The 17,905-nt window shown below is 54.8% G+C and carries 18 protein-coding genes and 2 pseudogenes; 10 read left to right on the top strand and 10 right to left on the bottom strand.

What is annotated here, in order from left to right; genetic code table 11:
- Positions 1–208: 208 nt before the first annotated feature.
- On the bottom strand, positions 209–583 hold the full coding sequence (locus tag JNB88_RS24700; protein ID WP_220357742.1) for a response regulator: 375 nt from the start codon (positions 581–583) through the stop codon (positions 209–211).
- Positions 584–1,110: 527 nt separating this feature from the next.
- Positions 1,111–2,682, bottom strand: coding sequence for a PAS domain-containing sensor histidine kinase (locus JNB88_RS24695; protein WP_220357741.1), 1,572 nt, complete (start codon positions 2,680–2,682; stop codon positions 1,111–1,113).
- A 395-nt stretch (positions 2,683–3,077) separates the two neighbouring features.
- Here JNB88_RS24695 and JNB88_RS24690 point away from each other — a divergent pair, with 395 nt between their 5' ends.
- From JNB88_RS24690 to JNB88_RS24670, 5 genes are read left to right on the top strand one after another with little or no spacing between them, the layout of a single operon-like run.
- A complete protein-coding gene (locus tag JNB88_RS24690; protein ID WP_338111032.1) occupies positions 3,078–4,640 on the top strand; it encodes an ABC transporter substrate-binding protein in 1,563 nt (520 codons plus the stop codon).
- 54 nt (positions 4,641–4,694) lie between these two features.
- Positions 4,695–5,618, top strand: coding sequence for an ABC transporter permease (locus JNB88_RS24685; RefSeq protein WP_220357740.1), 924 nt, complete (start codon positions 4,695–4,697; stop codon positions 5,616–5,618).
- Positions 5,615–6,457, top strand: coding sequence for an ABC transporter permease (locus JNB88_RS24680; protein ID WP_220357738.1), 843 nt, complete (start codon positions 5,615–5,617; stop codon positions 6,455–6,457). Before JNB88_RS24685 ends, JNB88_RS24680 begins: the two co-directional genes overlap by 4 nt.
- The gene (locus JNB88_RS24675; protein WP_220357822.1) at positions 6,457–7,275 is read left to right on the top strand and encodes an ABC transporter ATP-binding protein; all 819 of its coding nucleotides are present in this window, start codon (positions 6,457–6,459) and stop codon (positions 7,273–7,275) included. The genes JNB88_RS24680 and JNB88_RS24675 overlap by 1 nt, the downstream gene beginning before the upstream one ends.
- Positions 7,272–8,183: an ABC transporter ATP-binding protein gene (locus JNB88_RS24670; RefSeq protein WP_220357737.1), complete on the top strand. Its 912-nt coding sequence runs from the start codon at positions 7,272–7,274 to the stop codon at positions 8,181–8,183. The genes JNB88_RS24675 and JNB88_RS24670 overlap by 4 nt, the downstream gene beginning before the upstream one ends.
- A 36-nt stretch (positions 8,184–8,219) precedes the next feature.
- Here JNB88_RS24670 and JNB88_RS24665 read toward each other — a convergent pair whose 3' ends face one another.
- Both JNB88_RS24665 and JNB88_RS24660 read right to left on the bottom strand, forming a co-directional pair.
- Entirely contained in the window at positions 8,220–10,103 is a 1,884-nt protein-coding gene (locus JNB88_RS24665) for a PAS domain-containing sensor histidine kinase (RefSeq protein ID WP_220357735.1), read from the bottom strand.
- Between the two features lie 500 nt (positions 10,104–10,603).
- Complete coding sequence (locus JNB88_RS24660; protein WP_220357734.1) at positions 10,604–10,876, bottom strand: hypothetical protein; 273 nt, start codon at positions 10,874–10,876, stop codon at positions 10,604–10,606.
- 166 nt (positions 10,877–11,042) lie between these two features.
- Here JNB88_RS24660 and JNB88_RS24655 point away from each other — a divergent pair, with 166 nt between their 5' ends.
- On the top strand, positions 11,043–11,435 hold the full coding sequence (locus JNB88_RS24655; RefSeq protein WP_220357821.1) for a response regulator: 393 nt from the start codon (positions 11,043–11,045) through the stop codon (positions 11,433–11,435).
- Between the two features lie 290 nt (positions 11,436–11,725).
- On the opposite strand, the gene JNB88_RS24650 is transcribed toward JNB88_RS24655, so the two are convergent.
- From JNB88_RS24650 to JNB88_RS24640, 3 genes and pseudogenes are all read right to left on the bottom strand, one after another.
- Positions 11,726–11,980, bottom strand: coding sequence for a hypothetical protein (locus tag JNB88_RS24650; protein ID WP_223217313.1), 255 nt, complete (start codon positions 11,978–11,980; stop codon positions 11,726–11,728).
- Positions 11,981–12,006: 26 nt separating this feature from the next.
- Positions 12,007–12,209 (bottom strand): annotated as a pseudogene (locus tag JNB88_RS24645) (trypsin-like serine protease); the annotation flags it as partial.
- Positions 12,160–12,837 (bottom strand): adenylate/guanylate cyclase domain-containing protein, encoded by a 678-nt coding sequence (locus JNB88_RS24640; protein WP_220357733.1) that lies wholly within the window; start codon positions 12,835–12,837, stop codon positions 12,160–12,162. The pseudogene JNB88_RS24645 and the gene JNB88_RS24640, both read right to left, overlap by 50 nt.
- Positions 12,838–12,923: 86 nt before the next feature.
- On the opposite strand from JNB88_RS24640, the gene JNB88_RS24635 reads away from it, so the two are divergent.
- A complete protein-coding gene (locus tag JNB88_RS24635; protein WP_220357820.1) occupies positions 12,924–14,282 on the top strand; it encodes an FAD/NAD(P)-binding protein in 1,359 nt (452 codons plus the stop codon).
- 55 nt (positions 14,283–14,337) lie between these two features.
- Here JNB88_RS24635 and JNB88_RS34220 read toward each other — a convergent pair whose 3' ends face one another.
- Positions 14,338–14,463: a hypothetical protein gene (locus JNB88_RS34220; RefSeq protein WP_262928091.1), complete on the bottom strand. Its 126-nt coding sequence runs from the start codon at positions 14,461–14,463 to the stop codon at positions 14,338–14,340.
- A 61-nt stretch (positions 14,464–14,524) separates the two neighbouring features.
- The gene (locus tag JNB88_RS24630) at positions 14,525–14,878 is read right to left on the bottom strand and encodes a cupin domain-containing protein (protein ID WP_220357732.1); all 354 of its coding nucleotides are present in this window, start codon (positions 14,876–14,878) and stop codon (positions 14,525–14,527) included.
- Positions 14,879–14,952: 74 nt separating this feature from the next.
- Between JNB88_RS24630 and JNB88_RS24625 the strand changes: the two genes are divergently transcribed.
- From JNB88_RS24625 to JNB88_RS24615, 3 genes are read left to right on the top strand one after another with little or no spacing between them, the layout of a single operon-like run.
- Positions 14,953–15,225, top strand: coding sequence for a hypothetical protein (locus JNB88_RS24625; protein ID WP_220357731.1), 273 nt, complete (start codon positions 14,953–14,955; stop codon positions 15,223–15,225).
- 51 nt (positions 15,226–15,276) lie between these two features.
- On the top strand, positions 15,277–15,870 hold the full coding sequence (locus JNB88_RS24620) for a DUF6088 family protein (protein WP_220357730.1): 594 nt from the start codon (positions 15,277–15,279) through the stop codon (positions 15,868–15,870).
- Positions 15,863–16,930, top strand: coding sequence for a nucleotidyl transferase AbiEii/AbiGii toxin family protein (locus tag JNB88_RS24615; protein WP_220357729.1), 1,068 nt, complete (start codon positions 15,863–15,865; stop codon positions 16,928–16,930). Before JNB88_RS24620 ends, JNB88_RS24615 begins: the two co-directional genes overlap by 8 nt.
- Before the next feature lie 230 nt (positions 16,931–17,160).
- On the opposite strand, the pseudogene JNB88_RS33810 reads toward JNB88_RS24615, so the two are convergent.
- Positions 17,161–17,716 (bottom strand): annotated as a pseudogene (locus JNB88_RS33810) (hypothetical protein); the annotation flags it as partial.
- Positions 17,717–17,905 lie beyond the last annotated feature (189 nt).

The raw sequence follows: 17,905 nt of genomic DNA, 5'->3' as shown, positions 1-17,905 counted from the left end.
TGGAAGAACTCGGCTATCGGACGGTGATCGCGTGGTCCGCAGACGGCGCATATCAATCTCCTTCCAAGGACATTGAATCATCATCGTGACTAAAGCGAAACCCTTTTATGGGGACGCGACCTAGTCGAATTCGGCATTTTTTTTGACTTAGATATATTTCGTCAGCACTCTGGATGAAGAATAGTTCATCAGCATCTCGATGGTTTCACTATCTGCTACGGATAGCGCTTTCAACGGATGCGAGCAGCGTCGCGGCATCAAACGGCTTCTGTAGTAGACCGTGATGTTCAAAACGGTCAGCTCGTTGTTGATCATGAATGCCATTTCGGGCCGTCATGAATATTACAGGAAGGGTGGGGTTGGTTAGCCTCAAGTGACGACATAGCTCAAATCCATCCATTCCGGGCATGCCGAGGTCCGTGATAAGGCAGTCACCAATCTCTTCGCCGTTGTCTAAGAGCAATTGCCCCGATGTGTAGAGGTTCACGAGGTAACCCTTTGACTCCAGTAGTTCACCCAAGGCTTCCAGAATTCGCGGGTCGTCATCTACGACGTCGATTACGTGCCTCAACCGATCGCTCATGAGAATATCCTTGCCTCGACCCGCGAAGCCGAAACGCTTTTAAAAGTCACATACTGGAAGCGGGCGTCATCATCCGTTGAACGGTCGAGACCCACCGCTGGACACGGTGACCGAGCCTCTCCCCGAGAGGTTGAGAGACAGGCCAAGTGACTTTCTCGAGTTAAGAAAGGACATCTCGTGTCGATCGCAATCTTTAAACCGACAAAACGAGATGCGCCATCATTCTGCCTGCTCAGGTGCGCGGGTATCCAGGTGAAAAGCTGCGGCATGGCCTTTGAAACCAGAAGTCTCGCCCTTCTATAATGGCCCATTTCACTGCCTTTTGTGGAGTGCTAAGGGCTGCAGGCGTTCACGAGGATAGAATGTGGTCATGATAGCATCGCTGGGGCTGCAACGGATATAATGGGTTTATGTTATGTGCATGCACCCGAAATGTACTTGCCACGTCGTCTCAGTGCGTGGAGCAAGTGCTAGGGAACTTCTCAAGGAAGCCGAATGCTCGTGCAGCGAAAATCGTGGCGGATTTCCTACTCCACTGGCAGTTCAAACGCGAAAATTGCCCCTCGAGATGGCCCCGCTTTCGCCCACAGGCGGCCATTATGAGCGTCAACAATCGAACGACAAATCGAGAGCCCCATGCCCATCCCGTCGGTTTTGGTCGTAAAAAAGGGCTCGAAAACCTGATGCGAGTCGCCGAGTCCGACCCCGTTGTCTTTTACTTCAACCACTACCGTGTCGTCGGCATATTGGGTGCGAATATCTAAAGTCATAGGCTCGGAGCCATTTGCGAACATTGCCTCTACGCCGTTGCGAGAGAGGTTGAATACGACCTGCTGGATCTGAATGCGATCCGCGAATATACGCGGAGCTTGTAAGTCTAAATCCGTGTTGACGATCAGGCCTCGACCCCCGTATTTTTTTCGTATCAAGTCCACCACGTCCTCTATGACCTCATTGATACTGATATTTCCCTTGTGCGGTACCTTTTGCGCGAAGAGTTCACGCACACGCCTCACGACGTCAGCCGCTTCCTTAGCGTCACGGACAACCCTGTCGGAGCTTGTAATCGCTCTTTCCAGATTCGGAGGCGTCGCCGTGAGCCAAAGTTGGCAGGCCTCACTATTGGTGACTACGGCAGAGAGGGGCTGGTTAACTTCATGAGCGATAGATGCGGCTAGCTCTGCGAGCCCCGCGAACGCGGACGCCTGAGCAAGTTTTTCCTGAGCTTGCTGGAGATCTTCTAGCGTCCTAACTTCGTCGTCGATGTCGCTGTGGAGTCCATACCACCGAGTGACTTTTCCTTCTGCGTCAAAGGCCGGATTAATGCGGATCCGAAACCAACGGTAAACTCCATCATGCCGCAACAAACGGACTGCACGGTCTATCGGAATTCCCTTCTTTATGTGTTCCCAGCCCTCCGAAATATACCCATCCAGATCGTCAGGATGGACGAACCTCGTGAACCCCATTCCATTCAGCTCGTGGTAGGAATGTCCATAGAATGTCTCGGCGATCTGGTTGCAGTAATCGTGAATGCCGTTGGCGTCAGCCGTGGAAATCTGCCCAGGTATGTGATCGAGAATACCGCGGAGGTTCTCTTCGCTGGTGCGTAAGGCCTCCTCAGCGGCTTTGAGGTCACCAATATCGATAAACGTCCCCCACGTCCAATTGGTCATGCCATCGGCTTCGCGTACCGGCTGCACCACTGACCGGAACCAGTGATGGCGGCCATCAGGACCGACGAGGCGATGAGTGCCTGGCTTTCCCAAGCCGCCCTTCTGCATCCAAAGGTCAAACGTCTTTTGACGGTCTTCAGGATGTATTGATGAAGGCGGTACCACGAGCGAGCCGTCTGATATGCGTAAAAACTCTCTCATATGAGAATTCATACTGCTGATTTGTCCGTCGTCTTCTGCAGTCCATGCAAGGCCAGGAATGGTTTCGATGAAACGCTGCCTGCTGTCGATGGTCAGCGTCCTTTGTCGAGCAAGCCAGAAGAGGATACTTACGGCCGCGGCCGTGCCGGTCAATCCGGCGCCGATATCGAGAATGCTGTACGACCGTGACACCAACAGGGGAACCCAAAGCACGACCAGCATTAAGGATATGAAAATGACTGGTATGAGGCTCTTTCGGCCCATCGCGCACCTTAGCAGATCACCCCACTCCGCATGGACCGCCGAAGCAACCCCGTGCATGGCTCACACGATATCATCGGAGAAGCCGCGGAGCTATAATAGATTGCCGCTATAACCAGCGACTGCGATCTTTGCATGCATATATCGTGTGCAGGCATTTGAACACCGTGCAATCGTTTCGTTCATACCTCGACTCGGCCATAGGTGGTCGCGGAAGCCTACCAAGGGTTGCTTGCCCTAAGAGTTTGGAAATTTTATTTTCTCGTCCAAATATTTGGCCATTTTACTGCGCTTGGTTTGGTGAAATGACGATATGGCTTGCTTCACCGGGGAACGGTCGCTGAGGGAGTCCGCAAGTGACGGTGCCACCAATGATTCGAAAAGGGCTCTTTTTGCAAATGGTCTCGGTTCTTCTTTCGCTCTTGCTTGGTGCGCTGGTTTTCGGACAGGCGAAGGCCGCCGATTTGGTGATCGCTAGGCCTTTTGACGCTGACAGTCTCGATCCTCAAAGTGTTGCTGCAACATATTCGTTACAGGTCACCAACCTTATTTTCGATACGTTGCTGACGATGGACAAAGATGGATCGATTCATCCTGGACTCGCAAGCGACTGGGAAATTTCCGATGACGGCAAGTCATACAGCTTCACGATACGAGAAGGTGTCAAGTGCCACGATGGAACGGTTTTCGATGCCAAGGCCGCCAAGGAAAGCCTTGATCGAGCACTTGACCCTGCCACACTCAATCCCAACCGGCCCCTCTGGGGACCTATAACCGGCAGTGCGGTCGATGGGAATGTCCTAAACGTATCGCTTTCCGAGCGGTACGGTCCATTCACCGCATTTCTCAGTGGTATGCAAGCGGCCTTTCCCTGTCCTTCATCCTTCAACCACGCGGCGTTTATCCCGGTTGGAACCGGGCCCTTTAAGTTTGACAAGTGGACTAGGAATGACAGCATCGAGCTCGAAGCGAACGGCGATTACAAGAACACGAACCCGCTTGTTTTAAATGCGGGGAAGCCACACATCGATAGGCTTATTTTTAAAGTTATTCCCGACGCGGTAGCGCGAATGGCTGCCCTCCGGTCAGGTGAGGTCGACCTCGCTGAACCCTCTTTGCAAGAAGCCAGAGATCTGGCTAGCAACAGTAAGTTCAAAGTTTATGTCTCCGAGCTTTCGGGGCAGCAAACGTTTACGTCCTTCACCTGGAAGATCAAACCCCTCGACGATCATAACATCCGCAGGGCGATTGGAATGGCTTTGAACCGGAAGGCCTACGCTGACGTTGCTTTCGAAGGGCTTTCAAAGCCTTCATCCTGCCCGGTTGCTCCTAATTTGTTTGCTACCGACGAAGAGCTTTGCGCAATGTGGGGCGTGAAGTACGACCCAGCAGGCGCCAAAGCAATCCTGGCGGCGGCCGGGTATACCCCCGACAGGCCTTTGAAAGTCAAGCTTGTAGTTTACAAGGGAGAGGGGTGGGACCTGATGCATCAGATTATGCAGCAAGATCTGGCTGCGGTAGGGGTGCAAGCGGAAATAGAAACTTGGGATGTGGCTTCGTTTTACGGTCATATCGCGGAATTGAATACGAGGACTGAGGGGACGCCAAGCATTTTGAGCCTCGGAATGTCGGGCGTGGACCCTGACTATCTCTATTTTCTTTGGAGGCGACCGGGAGCATCTAATCTCGGATTGAACGCGGATCTTGATATCATGCTTGAAGAGCAGCGGAAGCTTTCAGGAGACGATCGCGCCAGAAAATTGCACGAGATCCAGAAGTACCTCCTGACCAATGCTTATGCAATTCCGCTTGTTTCGCCGGGCTGGGGCTGGCTCATGGCTTCTAGTTCAAAGGTTCACGACTTCAAAATGGGATTTATGGTTTCGTTTTTGTTCAATGACGTCACAGTGTCAGATTAGTCTCAGTTGAGCGCTGTCCGCTTGGGATAGTGACTTTCGACAGAATGATTTCCAATGCTTGGTCTTATTCTTCATAAAGTTCTTCTGGGACTTCTCACCATCCTGATCGTCATCATCCTTGCAGGTTTTCTGATCCATTTAATACCGGGCGATCCGGTGACGGCCTTAGCGGCGCCTGGTCTGTCGTCGAGCCCTCTGGTCATGGCGGAAATGCGGTCACGATTGGGTTTGGACCTTCCCGTTTGGCAGCAGGTGGGGCTGTACGCCTGGAACGTTCTTAATGGAGATTTCGGCAGAACTATACGAGGTAACGAGCCTGTCCTAGATGTTTTGCTGCTGCGCCTACTAAACACATTTATGCTTGCAACAGCGGGCTTGGGCGTTGCGTTGTTGGTGGGAATTCCCTTGGGTATTTTCTCCGCGGTGAAGCGAGGTACTGTCGCCGATGCTGTGGTGACGATTGTTTTGATCATTGGCGCGTCAATCCCGGCGTTCTGGACGGGGCTTATCCTACTCCACGTGTTTTCACTAAAGCTGGGATGGCTTCCAGTGGCTGGAACGGGTTGGCGAAATCTTGTGCTACCTGCGTTGACGCTTGGTCTAGCATACTGTGCGCTGGTATCTCGGGCCACCCGGTCCGCGCTCGTTGAGGTTCTTGGGGAAGACTACATCAAGACTGCAAGAGCGCGAGGCCTTAGAGAGCATCAAGTTCTGTTGATACATGCGCTTCGTCCAGCGCTGATCAACATCATTACTGTTGCTGGACTCGTCTTTACATACCTTTTAGGGGGGCAGGTAGTTGTCGAGAATGTTTATGCTTGGAACGGAGTAGGGAGACTTGCTGTTCAAGCAATACTGGCAAGGGACTACCCCATGGTTCAAGGATTTATTGTTGTTTTCGCGACAGCTATCGTGATCATATCAACACTCCTCGACGTGTTGTACGCCCTACTCGACCCCCGCATAAGAAAATCATGACGGTTCGAAGACTGGCAAGACAAGCAAGGACTATCCCCCCCGCCGCAGCTTTCGGTTGCGGGCTTGCGGCATTCATCAGTATGGTTGCGATCCTCGCGCCTATTCTAGCACCCTACGACGCGTTTAAGATGGCTGTAGGCCCGCGGCTGTCTGCTCCATCGGCCCTACATCTGTTTGGCACAGACGAATTCGGGAGAGATCTTTTTAGCCGCGTGCTCATGGGGACCCGACTCTCACTCGGCGTCGGCCTTGTGGCCGTCCTATGCGGCCTAGCAATCGGCGGCCTTCTAGGTTTCGCCGCAGCATTTTCTGGTCGTTATGTTGAGATGCTGATCCTCCGGGTTATTGATGTATTGTATTCGTTTCCCGATATCCTCATTGCATTGGCCTTGTTGGGATTCCTCGGGCCTGGCATCGAAAATGCCACATTTGCTATTGCTGCAAGTCTCGTTCCATTTTACGCGCGTGTTACCTACGCTTTGTCCGCCGGAGAAAAGGCGAAGCCCTATCTCGAAGCTGCGAGATTGGCGGGCATTGGCCCCGTAAGACTAATACGTGTCCATCTTCTGCCGAACATCAGTCAGAGCGTCGTCGCCATGGCAACGTTGGGTTTTTCGTCTGCCATACTATCCTCTGCTGGTTTGTCATTTCTGGGACTTGGCGTACAGCCACCATCGCCCGAATGGGGCGGAATGCTTGCGTCCGGTCGCAACTACATTACCCAGGCTCCCTGGGTCCTCCTATTTCCAGGTTGCGCTATTTGTGTAACCGTGATCTCGTTCAATATGATCGGGGACGGTCTCCATGACTGGTTCGATCCACGTCGGAAGCTTCGTTGATGGGTTTGCCGTATCTTCAGGTTCGGGATTTGTCGGTGACTTTCTCGGACACAACCGACGAATTCAAGGCCGTCGAAGACGTGAGCTTCGACTTGGAGCGGGGAGAGATCCTCGCATTGCTTGGGGACTCGGGCAGTGGAAAGAGCTTGACCGCGCTTTCCATAATGAAACTGCTGCCCAAGAACGCGCGCTCGGCCGGGCGGATATCGGTGAACGGTGCTGAAATATTGACCAATAGCAGGCGATCGATGGAGGACATTCGGGGCGCCAAGGTTGGAATGGTGTTCCAAGAGCCGATGTCATCACTTAATCCGGTTCTGACTGTGGCGCGGCAAATGACAGAGGGACTAAAGCGACATAGATCGCTGGGCGGAAAGGCGGCCACTAGAGCAGCGATAGCCGCATTGTCTGATGTGGGGGTCAAAGAACCCGATCGCATTATGCAGCTTTTTCCACATCAGCTCTCGGGCGGCTTGCGACAGCGTGTTTTGCTTGCCGCGGCGATCGCTTTGCGCCCAGCCATACTTTTGGCCGATGAGCCGACGACAGCCCTTGACGTGACAGTTCAAGCACAAGTCTTAGATCTTCTAGTCGAACTTAAAATGGCGTCGAATATGGGAATTCTTCTCATTTCGCATGACATCGGTGTAGTCGCTGAAGTAGCCGACCGCGTGGCCGTCATGAAGGGGGGACGCATTTTAGAGGTTGGACCTGTTGAAGATGTCCTGCGCACTCCTCAACATGAATACACAAGAACGTTGCTTGCCTCATATCTCACGCCAGAGAGAGCTCTTGCGTTACGCAGCGCCTCAAGATGACGCCATTAGCGGTTCCCTTGCAACCTGTACTTAGAACGACAACGATCACGAAGGTCTTCCAGCGCTTCGGCGGACCGTTCGTTGCTCTTCATAAAGTTTCTTTGGCGCTAAATGCTGGCGAAACCCTAGGAATCATAGGCGAGAGCGGCGCAGGAAAAACGACATTCGGCCGTATAGCTGTGGGTCTCGAGAATCCTACGAGCGGCGCTATCTACATTGGTGGCGAGCGAATGGACGCATTGCGCGCCGGTGAACGGCGCCGCCGCTTCCTTCAATGTCAAATGATTTTTCAGGACCCGTTCTCCTCCCTGAACCCTCGTTTGAAAATAGGCAGGCAAATTGGGGAGGCAATTTTCGTCCGCGGAGTCACCGATTGGCAGGAAATCGGCCATGAGGTAGGCAATCTCCTTGAAAGGGTAGGACTGAGGCGAGAGCACGCAGATCGGTACCCCAACGAATTTTCTGGTGGCCAGCGCCAACGCATTGCAATTGCTCGAGCTCTTGCCCCTTCGCCCATGCTCCTTGTCGCAGACGAACCAGTTTCCGCACTTGACGTCCGGATTCAAGGTCAAATCCTGGAGTTGATAGAGGATATAAGAAAAGCATTGTCGTTGTCTTGTATCCTCATATCACACGACCTGTCTGTCGTCGCGCGGCTTTGTGACCGAGTCGCCGTCATACACAAAGGTAGAATTGTCGAGCTAGGGCCAACCTCGTCCCTGATCGAGCGGCCGCAACATCCGCAAACAAAAAATATCATCGATGCAGTGCCCCGTTTAGGGCGCAGGCGGTTGGGAAGTAGAAGAACTCTCGAGATAGTACCCGAGTGCGATATTGAGGATGATTTGGTAGAGGCTTTTAACGGGCATTTCGTGTTAGAGAGTGTTGCAAAATCGCCGATGAAATAGCTGTGGTTTGCTCATGTAACACCCGAACTTTGTCTATCAGCCCCCTTCACTGAAGAGTTCGCTTTGATCGCCGGCGCCTTCGCTCATGCCATCCAAGCCGGGCAGAGTAAAACTGACTACAGTTCCCCTTGCACCCGTCAGTTCTGCCCAGAGGCGACCGCCATGCGCGTCTATGATCGAGCGACAAATAGCCAGTCCCAAGCCCTTTCCATCTGGCTTCGTGGTAAAAAACGCTTCGAAAATCCGATCAGGATTTGAGATGCCTTCGCCTACGTCGTGAACCTCGACGATTGCTCCATCTTTTCCGAACGGCCGCGAAGCGATCAGCAGCGATTTCGTCTGGCCTAGGAGTGGTTTCATCGCATCGATAGCATTCCGAATCAAATTGACCATCACTTGCTGGATCTGAACGCCGTCAACAAGAAGAGTTGGCAACGCCTCAAGACGAACCTCCAGGACGACGCCTTCGGATACTATCAGGTCGTTCATAAGCTCGAGCACCTCGGCAATAACCTCGTTTAGATTGGTGGGCGATCGAGGAATCGTATCTTGTGTGAAAAGCGCGTGGATCCGTCCGACGACCTCGGCGGCGCTTCGTGCATTTCGGACGACTCGATCAAGGGTAGCTCGCGCTCGCTCAATATTTGGCGGCTCGGTGAGCAGCCATCGCTGCGAAGCTTCGCTGCCGGTTACTGCCGCTGCAAGCGGTTGGTTAAGTTCATGAGCGATCGAGGCAGACAGTTCGGATACGGTAGCAAGTTGAGAGGCACGAGAAAGCCTTTCCCGCGCAGCGTTCAATGCCTCTTGAGCTCGGATTTCGTCGTCAATGTCGATGGTCGCTCCGTACCACCGCACGATACGACCATCCTCATCGCGTAGCGGCTCAGCTCTCACATCCACCCACCGATAGACGCCGCTATGTGTGTGCCTCCTGTATCGCATCGCGTACGGCTCTCCCGTCTGGAGCGAGTGAGCTAGGCTCTCCATTGCTGTCTGTTTCTCGTCCGGATGAACCTCGTTCCAGCCCATCGGCTGGAGCTCAGCACCATCGACAGTTCGCCCAAAATCGGCTTCGAAACGTCTGTTGAGGTAAGAAATGGAGCCGTCGGGGGTAAGGCTCCAAATCGGGGTCGGTACAGTGTCGATGAGAAGCTGCAACTCGCGCTCCCGAGCCGCCAGAGCCTCCTCGGCTTTTTTTCGATCATCGATGTCGATCGAAGTAAGATAACGTTTGACGACATTGCCTTCGTCGTCCTTGGCGACGGTTGTACGGGTCAGGAACCACCTAAAGAGACCGTCGGGTCTGCGGACCCGGTGCTCAAGGTAGTAGTTTGACCCTTCGGCGATCGAGGATTTTCGCCTCTCCAGCATTGTCACATAGTCTTCCGGATGGTGAAAAACTGATGGATCTGTGTTCAGTTGAGCGATCAGGCTCTCGGCGCTCTCGTAGCCATCCTGAATCCAATATCCGTTTGTGAATAAAACGCGTCCAGCTGGATCCATCATAAGGACCAGAACCGGGATGTTGCTAAGCATCGCCTCAAGGTCGCGACCAACTTGGCGGCCGGCGGCCTCGGCCTTGGTACGCTCCGCGGTCTCGCGTGCAAGCGTTTCGCTGAGGTCCGCCAGTTCTTGCTCCCGCGCCCTGAGAGTTTCTTCGGCTTTCTCCACATGATGGGTGTCGGCTGACATGACGCATCGCCTGTCGAGGCAATTGTCGGCGCCTGCACAACGTTTTCCAGTGTAATCGTAAAGGATGACCACGAACGCAAACGAAAATAGCTTCCACGCGTTTGCCGCAAATGCGGAGATCCAATGGTTCTGCGCTAAAGCGACATCAGCAACTGTGAAGATGGCCGCCATGAGTGCACTCAAGATCAGAATGCCCGTACCAAGATGATGAGAGATGTTATTCAGCATGGTCTGAGGTCGTGAGAACGATGCTTGGAACGAAGACGGCGTTTAGGCGTCCTTCGTTGGCCACTACGATGATATCCGAACACGAAGATGTCGAACTCGGTTCTTGAGGGGAATTACAATGGCCCACGCAGTGTCCGCCTGGTTCGCCGATCTGATGCAGCCACGCGGAAAAGAATTGCTCCTCATGCCGAACAGCGCGCAGACATTTTTAAATAATAGGATGCCTCGTCCTCGATCCCAGCGATCATCTCCTCGTACTCACGAATATGATCGGACTCCGGCGTCGAGCTCCTAAGCGTCTGGAGGTGTAATACTGCCAGGCTGTAAGACTCACACATCTCGGCAATGTTTTGTCGATGGGGTGCCAACCTTCGAAGTTGGGGAACCTGCATCGACAGGAGTGCCCAGCCGTGGGCAATGTGATCTATCTTGGCTTCCATTCTACACCCGGCAAAACGAAGAGACAGTATCGAAAAAGTTCGATCGATCCAACCTATCTCTTAGGTTGGTATCCCCGGTATCAACCGCTCGAGTTCGCCGGCATCGGTCGAGTCTGTTACTACGACATTGCGCGTCACCTCCCAGCATTCGAACGGCGGAAACTCGGGAAATGATCGGATCGGTTCGTTCCATGCCCCGTTCGCCGTCAGGATTGTCCGCGCTTCTTTCATCAGGAAAAGTTGACCTGCAAGCTCTGGAAAGATCTGGATCGCGAACAGGGGTACGACGTCGGCGAGCTCGTTCTCGACACGACAAGCTTGTAGTAGATGCATCAAGGACCGGGATCGGATCGACAACGATCATTTAAGCGATTATTGATAAGGATTATCGCCTGCCTATGTTCTTTTGCATCGAAAACGACTTGCAAAGGCCGCGAGACGGCGAAGAACGTGCGAATATTGAGGAAGGATGACGAAGTTGGCTCCAGTCAATGCTCTTATGGGGCCTGCCGATGACAATCCTGTCGAGCCTGCGGTCGTCGCAGTGGTAGATGACGATCCGCGGGTCCTCGAAGCGCTTCAAGACCTTTTGGAGGCTGTTGGACTGAACGTCAGACTCTATACATCCGCAGAGGCCTTGCTTGAATCTGATGGGTTGGTCGGCATCGACTGCCTGATCACGGATATTGGCTTGCCAATAATGGACGGTTCTGAACTCAAGCGCGTTGCAAAAAACGAGCGGCCGGAGCTACCGGTGTTGCTTATTACGGGACGACACGAATTGGCAAAAAGGCAACTGAGCCGCGGACAGCCTTCTGAAGAACTCTTTCGCAAGCCTTTCGCCAGCGAAGAGCTGCTAGCGGCGGTTTTTCGCTCAATTCGTCGAGCTTAAATCGCCCGTCTTTGCAACGAGCCAGAGTTCGAATAACCGTAGGATCGGAAGCCAAGGTAGGTCCGCTCGTAGCGCCTGCTGATCGGATGGGCGAGGAACTGCCCGCAGGCCTGCGAGAATGGGGTAACCGCGTTCGTCCATTATAACGAAGTCGAGCCTGACCATTGGCTTCAACGCAACCCGGCAAACCGCGCTTCCCACAGCCGTGGAAACCCGGTTTCGCGTTAAAAACGCAACAGCCAACAAACCGCCCAGACGTTCCATAATTGAACCTACGCCGCAATGTGGTGTTATAATACCGGCGGGATCAGCTGCATTGCGATGAGATGCTCAGAAGAAATCACCTCCGCCATCGAGAGTAATGCTCCCACTGCATCTTTAATCTTGCCGCCGCGCAGTATTTTGAGACCCGTTCGACCGCCCTCGCATTCCTGCAAAAGAAACCGGTAGACCGCCCAAGGGTGCCCCTCCAAAGCCTCAAATAGTTGCGGGAGGCCGCCAAGCAGTTGGCCGTCATTTCCAATCTGCCATTTCGGGAAACGCACCGCTCGCTTCGCTCCTTCGAGTCCAACCTTGCTCGGTACGGCGAAGCCGATATCAATGTTGCCGCCAGCCGGATCGCAGAGTTGATCCCTGCAAGCCTTCCGTCAAAACCAACGGGCTGCCCGAGTTGCCTGGATTAATCGAAGCGTCCGTCTGGATAAAATCTTCATAACCTTCGCGGCTAAGACCGCTTCGGCCAAGTGCGCTGACGATCCCCGATATAACAGTCTGCCGCCGTGATCCAGTCGGCGCTTTCTATTTGGCCGACCAGATTGGCAATGATCATCTTCACGATGTCGTCTTGGATGGCGAAGACGTCGTCCGCCGTTCGGCGGTACTTTTCCGACCACAGCAGCCGCTCGGTATCGGATTGGATCATGCGCACAGACACGGCCAAGTCGCTGCCGGACTGACGCATGTCTCCGGAAGCGAGGTAGTTGGCGCCGAGCCTACGTCCGAGGTCTCTTAGATCCTGGGACTTGTCCCGAATCGCAAATGCGGAAGATGCGGCAATCACAGAAAGACTTCTAAATCTTGCAAGTCCGGAGATGACGTCCTCCGTAAAACCGTCGACTCGTAGCTCGTCTGTGTCGGCACTTGCACAACGGAAGGGGAGGACGGCAACGACGCTTTGGAGCGAGCGCTCTCGTGCCGGTGCTTTGGGCCAGTGCCATACCCGAACGGGTTTTGGAATGTTCTTGAGCTGGACCGCACCTCCATCCACGAAATGCTCGCGCAGATCTGCCGGAGTTTCGGAATAGGTTGTGTCCGAGATGCAAATCCCGCCGGACAGTGCCTGAGCTTCCAATCGTGCCGCGATGTTAACTCCATCCCCGAAGACGTCATCGTCGATCGTCATCTGACCTCTGTAGCCTTGACTCCAAGTGACGCTTGCTCCAACTGCTTGATCAGGCAATCGTCTGGGTGGTGCAACTGGAGAACGCTTTGGTCTATGATGTCATTGTCGTCGGCTCCGGGTTTTCCGCAATCGCCGTCACGTGCAATCTCATTCAACGCCTTCCTGCTAAAGCAACTATTGCGATCGTTGGCGACGACCCCGGCTTTGGTCGTGGAACCGCATATAGAACAGAGCTCTATCTGCATCGGCTCAATGTTCCAGCCGGCCGTATGAGCCTGTTTCCTGACCGCCCGGAAAGTTTTGTCGAATGGCTGAATAGCCGTGGAAGCCCATTGTCGGAGGGAGATTTCGCGTCGCGCAACGACTATGGTCTCTATCTGCGCGATACGCTGGCCGCGCTGCTTCGAAAGCGGGATGACCGCTGCCGCGTGGATTTCGTCAAGGCGAAGGCGACTGGTTGCGTTGAACGTTATGGTGCGTCTCTTGGCTTTCTTCTTGGCAATGGTGACGAGATCGCAGGCAAGAACGTCGTGCTTTGCCTGGGTGTCGGAAACGCAGGTTTGCCGGTCGATCCAGTGGGCGAACCTGCTCCGGGGCGATCGAGAATCGTCAGAAATCCGTGGCGGCTTTCATGGTTGCGGCGTGTTGCCGCCACCGACAAAGTCGTCATCCTCGGCTCCGGTCTGACCATGATCGATCAGGTACTTGCTCTTCGGACATTTGGGCATCGCGGCAGCATCGATGTCCTGTCGCGCCGGGGGCTTGCGCCTCTTGGCCACGCAAGAACCGTGATAACTCCAATCAAGATCGACGTGCACACGCTACCGAAGACGATCAGCGCTATCCTGAACGTCCTTCGCGAGAAGGCAGATCGTTCGGAAGACTGGCGCGCGGTGATGGACGGGCTTCGTCCCGTTACCCAGGAGCTTTGGAAGCGATTGTCGCATGACGAGCGGTCGAGATTTTTGCGTCATGCGCTTCCCTGGTGGAGTATTCATCGCCATCGCGTCGCTCCAGACGTTTTTGACAAATTCGACGGCCTGATCCGGGACGATGTTGTTCGGTTTCATGCCGGTTTCTTGAAATCGATCGAGTTAAGGGGAGTCGCTGGCGTGGTAGCCCGCTACCGGGCTCGAGGGACACGGAAAATTGCGGAGATCGGCGCTGACTGGTTGATCAACTGCACGGGAATGGAACGCGCAGGGATCGGCCACTCTCCGTTGCTGAAGGAAATGATGAGGCTGAACCTGATCGCAACGGATCCGCTTGGCCTCGGGATTCAGGTGGATGCTCATTCCAGCGTCGTTACACCTATCGGCAAGGCGCCGGGGCGCGTCTTTGCCGTCGGAGCGCTGACGGCCGGACAGTACTGGGAAATAACAGCAGTCCCGGACATCAGGGTGCAGGCAAGAGCGGTCGCCGAGGGCATCGCACGATCGATGTGACCGGCGAACCACGTCTTACCGACCCGTTGCGGCCGCCTTGTCCTGCGTGGGTTCATCAGCCATCGAACTGGATGATCGCGAGCCCGCCATTGTTGTCAGTCACATAGATCAGTCCCGACGCGTCGACGAAGACGTCGGCCGACTCGGTGATCTTTGGACGTCGCGCGCGCCGATCCGTCATTCGAGCCGGTGCGGCCGGAACGAATGCGCCAGGTTCGACCGGTCGATAGGGTGGTCTTTTTTCATCTGTCGCGCGCCTCGGCCCAGTGCGGATAGGTCACGAAAGCCGTTGTCGCAGCCTCTCCCTCGGTGGTGATGGTGACGGATTGGCCCTTCGGCATGTAAACGATATCGCCGGGTCCCGCGGTAACTGTTCCGTCGCTGGTGGATACGGACAATCGGCCCTCAAGGACGATCATCGTGTCGTCGACGGCCATCGTTTCGGTCAGCGACTGACCGGGTGCGTACCGCCCATAGCCGATCGAGACAGGGCCACCGTTTCTCTCGTCCACCAGGTTTCCGACATAGATGTCGGCGTCCTGTCCCGGCGATTTGACGAGTTCCGCGTCCGAAATGCTGAACTTTTGGACCTTCATCTACGACCTCCCGTGTTTCCAGCTGAGATAGTACAAGATCCAGTGACGCCAACCATGATGCCATGGAGAAAGATATGACTGAGAAGACCTGCTCCGCGCCGACGCCTGAACAGCGGAAGTACCTTGAGATCCGCGATGCGGCCGAGCGTTCGATGTTAGACAAGGTCTTCAAGGCAATCGACGTCGCGGCTGCCGAGGTCGCAGACGGTTTCAAGGAGGCGGTCTGGAATTCGAGCCGACCGGCAGGGAGTGTTTACGGTTCAGCAGCTGACCTTCGTCCGGTTGTGCGGGTGCAGATAAGTACAAGAGAGCAAGCTTGCACCCACTTGAATGTCAGAAAAATATAGCCTATTTTCTGACACATGAAGACGATTGTCGCCTCTGTTCCCGATCGGATCATGAAGCGCGTACGGGGGACCGGACGCGGAAGCGTTTACACGCCTAGTGACTTTCTCGATGTTGCAACCCGCTCAGCGGTCGATCAGGCTCTCTCGCGGCTGGTGAAGTCTGGCAAGCTGCGCCGGCTTGCCCGTGGTCTTTACGACTACCCCAAAATCCACTCCCAGCTTGGCCCGTTGTCACCTGCTCCGGACGATGTCGCTCAAGCTCTCGCTCGTGAGACAGGCTCGCAAGTGCAGATCGCAGGGGCTCGCGCTGCGAATGTCCTCGGCCTCACCACCCAGGTTCCGGCAAAGAGCACCTATCTTACCGATGGGCCATCTCGTCGGGTCGTGCTTGGCAAACGCGTCGTTGATCTTCGGCATGCCTCGCCGAAACATCTCATTGCGCCAGGAAGTCCGGCTGGCACGGTGGTCCAAGCGCTGCGTCATGTCGGCCAGGTTCGCGCGGCCGACGTCGCTCAGGCGGCTGCTCATAGATTGTCACCGAGTGACAAGCGGGCGCTCGCGACTTCCGCGTACCAGGCCCCTGCATGGATGCGGCCAACTCTCGTGTCGATCGCAAACGCGGGGGCGCCGGGCGTCGATGGATAAAGTAGCGAAGCTTGATGCGAAGGATCGCGCCGCCCTCTTCGGTGAAACCGGAGCGATGCGCGGCGTCGCGGAAACGATCATCGAGAAGGACTTCTGGGTCTGCTGGACGTTGCGGCGCCTCTTTTCGTTGACCGGCAAAGACGCCGCCACTCTTGTCTTCAAAGGCGGAACGTCCCTCTCGAAGGCCTATGGCGCCATTCGCCGTTTTTCGGAGGACATTGATCTGTCCTTCGACCGTGCCGATCTCGGCTACACCGGGGATCGCGATCCGGAGACGGAGGGCATCAGCAGGAAAAAGGCCCGACAACTGATCGACGATCTCGTGACCGATGTCGAGCGACACATCGCCGACAAACTGCTGCCGGCGCTTCGAGGCGCCATCACCGACCAACTCGGCGCTCCAGAGACGGGCAAGTGGACCTTGGAAATCGAACCCACTGACTCGCAGACGATCAATTTCCATTACCCGACCGTGCTGCCCTCGTCTGAATATGAAGGCATGGCTTACATCACGCCTCGCGTGAAGCTTGAGCTTGGCGCCCGCGGCGATCCCTGGCCAACGGAGAAGAAGACGATCCGGCCCTATGCCGCGGACAACTTTCCCAACTTCTTTGAGGACGCCGACAGCGAGGTCACGGTCTTGTCTGCGCGCCGCACCTTCTGGGAAAAGGCAACCGCGCTTCACGCGGAAGCGCATCGGCCGAAAAAGTCTCCGACACCGCAATATTTTTCGCGTCACTATCACGACCTCGCCATGCTCCTCGAGACCGCCGAAGGTCAGGAGGCAGCGAGAGACTTTGACCTCCTTGCGCAGGTCGCAAATCACAAGAACATATTTTTCCGCTCGGCTTGGGCACACTACGACACCGCCAAGCCTGGAACACTGCGACTGATGCCGGACGAAGCACGTATCAAAGACCTTCGGGCTGACTACAAAGCGATGGCGCCGATGATGTTTGATGAAACGCCCCCTGGCTTTGACGCCATCCTTGCGAAGATTGATGCTCTGCAGACGGCGATTGGAAGTGCCGGTTCAAACGACGCAGAAGCCGGCGCCTGATTGATATCCGCTAGGCCGTCGAGCCAAGCGGATATCCTGATTTTACTAACTGACGCGTATGATCAGCTTCCCGAAATTCCTGCCCTGCAGGAGGCCGAGGCGCAATTTCAAAATGTCGGCGGCGAGGACGACGGTTCTTCTTGAACCCTTCGGAGCGCTACACTTTCTGTGTGCGAAAGATGCGCATAACGCACCGCATTCAGCCTTTTTGGACATATCCGTCTCCATGTGCGGTAGAGCTGCCAGTATGTGTCGCCAAACCGCCGCATGTGATAGACTAATGCGTCCTGAAAGCTTGCCGGATCTTCTGTAGCTTCGAATAGCGGTTCTGGAAAAGGACTGATCGGCTTCGGTGCAGGTCCACGCTGTGCGAAAGCTGAGTGAGCAGTATGTCGCCTTCGCCGACGCGATGCGGCTTTCTGGTTGAGGAGGCGGTGGTTGTCTTTTTGTCTTGATCTGATTTCGTTGAGCGAAGGGTCCGGTTCCGAGTTTTTGGGTCTTCGACAGCGGGCGGTGCGCCTAGCCATCGGATGATAGCATCCAAGCCTGGCCGCATCTTCCTTTTCAGTTCTGTCGTCAACTCGGCTTCGATCCCACATGCCTGACCGATCGTCGTCCAGTCGATATGGCCATTCAGGAGCGGGGGCGATTTTCTATAGATGATCAAACTGACAAGGTAGGGCCGAATATTCTCCAGTACCCTTTTGGAATCGGCGAGATACGCGGCTCGCAGAATTCTAATATCTTTCGTTGAAAATGACGTGATGACAGGTCGTTTTTGGTCATGCTCTTTCCGTTTCTCTCGGCGCTAATGCCGAGGGCGAGCGGGAATATGAAGTGAGCTTTAAGAAAGGATTTATCGGGTCTGACACCGTGAATGCTGTGTCCGCGTTGATTAAGCGCGCTTATCTAAGTCTGTCGCTTAATTAAGTGAAAGACGTCTTGCTTAAATAACGACCGGGTCTGGTAATGGGT

It is taken from the genome of Rhizobium cauense, from assembly GCF_019511525.1.
In the GTDB taxonomy this organism is placed as follows: domain Bacteria; phylum Pseudomonadota; class Alphaproteobacteria; order Rhizobiales; family Rhizobiaceae; genus Rhizobium; species Rhizobium cauense.
The sequence above is the reverse complement of the archived record's forward strand: the minus strand, read 5'-3'. Positions and strand labels throughout refer to the sequence as shown.

Excerpts from the sequence above, each read along its gene's own strand:
- JNB88_RS24700 (WP_220357742.1), bottom strand. The coding sequence starts at position 583 with ATGAGCGATCGGTTGAGGCACGTAATCGACGTCGTAGATGACGACCCG.
- JNB88_RS24695 (WP_220357741.1), bottom strand. The coding sequence starts at position 2,682 with ATGCTGGTCGTGCTTTGGGTTCCCCTGTTGGTGTCACGGTCGTACAGC.
- JNB88_RS24685 (WP_220357740.1), top strand. The coding sequence starts at position 4,695 with ATGCTTGGTCTTATTCTTCATAAAGTTCTTCTGGGACTTCTCACCATC.
- JNB88_RS24680 (WP_220357738.1), top strand. The coding sequence starts at position 5,615 with ATGACGGTTCGAAGACTGGCAAGACAAGCAAGGACTATCCCCCCCGCC.
- JNB88_RS24675 (WP_220357822.1), top strand. The coding sequence starts at position 6,457 with ATGGGTTTGCCGTATCTTCAGGTTCGGGATTTGTCGGTGACTTTCTCG.
- JNB88_RS24670 (WP_220357737.1), top strand. The coding sequence starts at position 7,272 with ATGACGCCATTAGCGGTTCCCTTGCAACCTGTACTTAGAACGACAACG.
- JNB88_RS24665 (WP_220357735.1), bottom strand. The coding sequence starts at position 10,103 with ATGCTGAATAACATCTCTCATCATCTTGGTACGGGCATTCTGATCTTG.
- JNB88_RS24660 (WP_220357734.1), bottom strand. The coding sequence starts at position 10,876 with ATGCATCTACTACAAGCTTGTCGTGTCGAGAACGAGCTCGCCGACGTC.
- JNB88_RS24655 (WP_220357821.1), top strand. The coding sequence starts at position 11,043 with ATGGGGCCTGCCGATGACAATCCTGTCGAGCCTGCGGTCGTCGCAGTG.
- JNB88_RS24640 (WP_220357733.1), bottom strand. The coding sequence starts at position 12,837 with ATGACGATCGACGATGACGTCTTCGGGGATGGAGTTAACATCGCGGCA.
- JNB88_RS34220 (WP_262928091.1), bottom strand. The coding sequence starts at position 14,463 with ATGACGGATCGGCGCGCGCGACGTCCAAAGATCACCGAGTCGGCCGAC.
- JNB88_RS24630 (WP_220357732.1), bottom strand. The coding sequence starts at position 14,878 with ATGAAGGTCCAAAAGTTCAGCATTTCGGACGCGGAACTCGTCAAATCG.
- JNB88_RS24625 (WP_220357731.1), top strand. The coding sequence starts at position 14,953 with ATGACTGAGAAGACCTGCTCCGCGCCGACGCCTGAACAGCGGAAGTAC.
- JNB88_RS24620 (WP_220357730.1), top strand. The coding sequence starts at position 15,277 with ATGAAGCGCGTACGGGGGACCGGACGCGGAAGCGTTTACACGCCTAGT.
- JNB88_RS24615 (WP_220357729.1), top strand. The coding sequence starts at position 15,863 with ATGGATAAAGTAGCGAAGCTTGATGCGAAGGATCGCGCCGCCCTCTTC.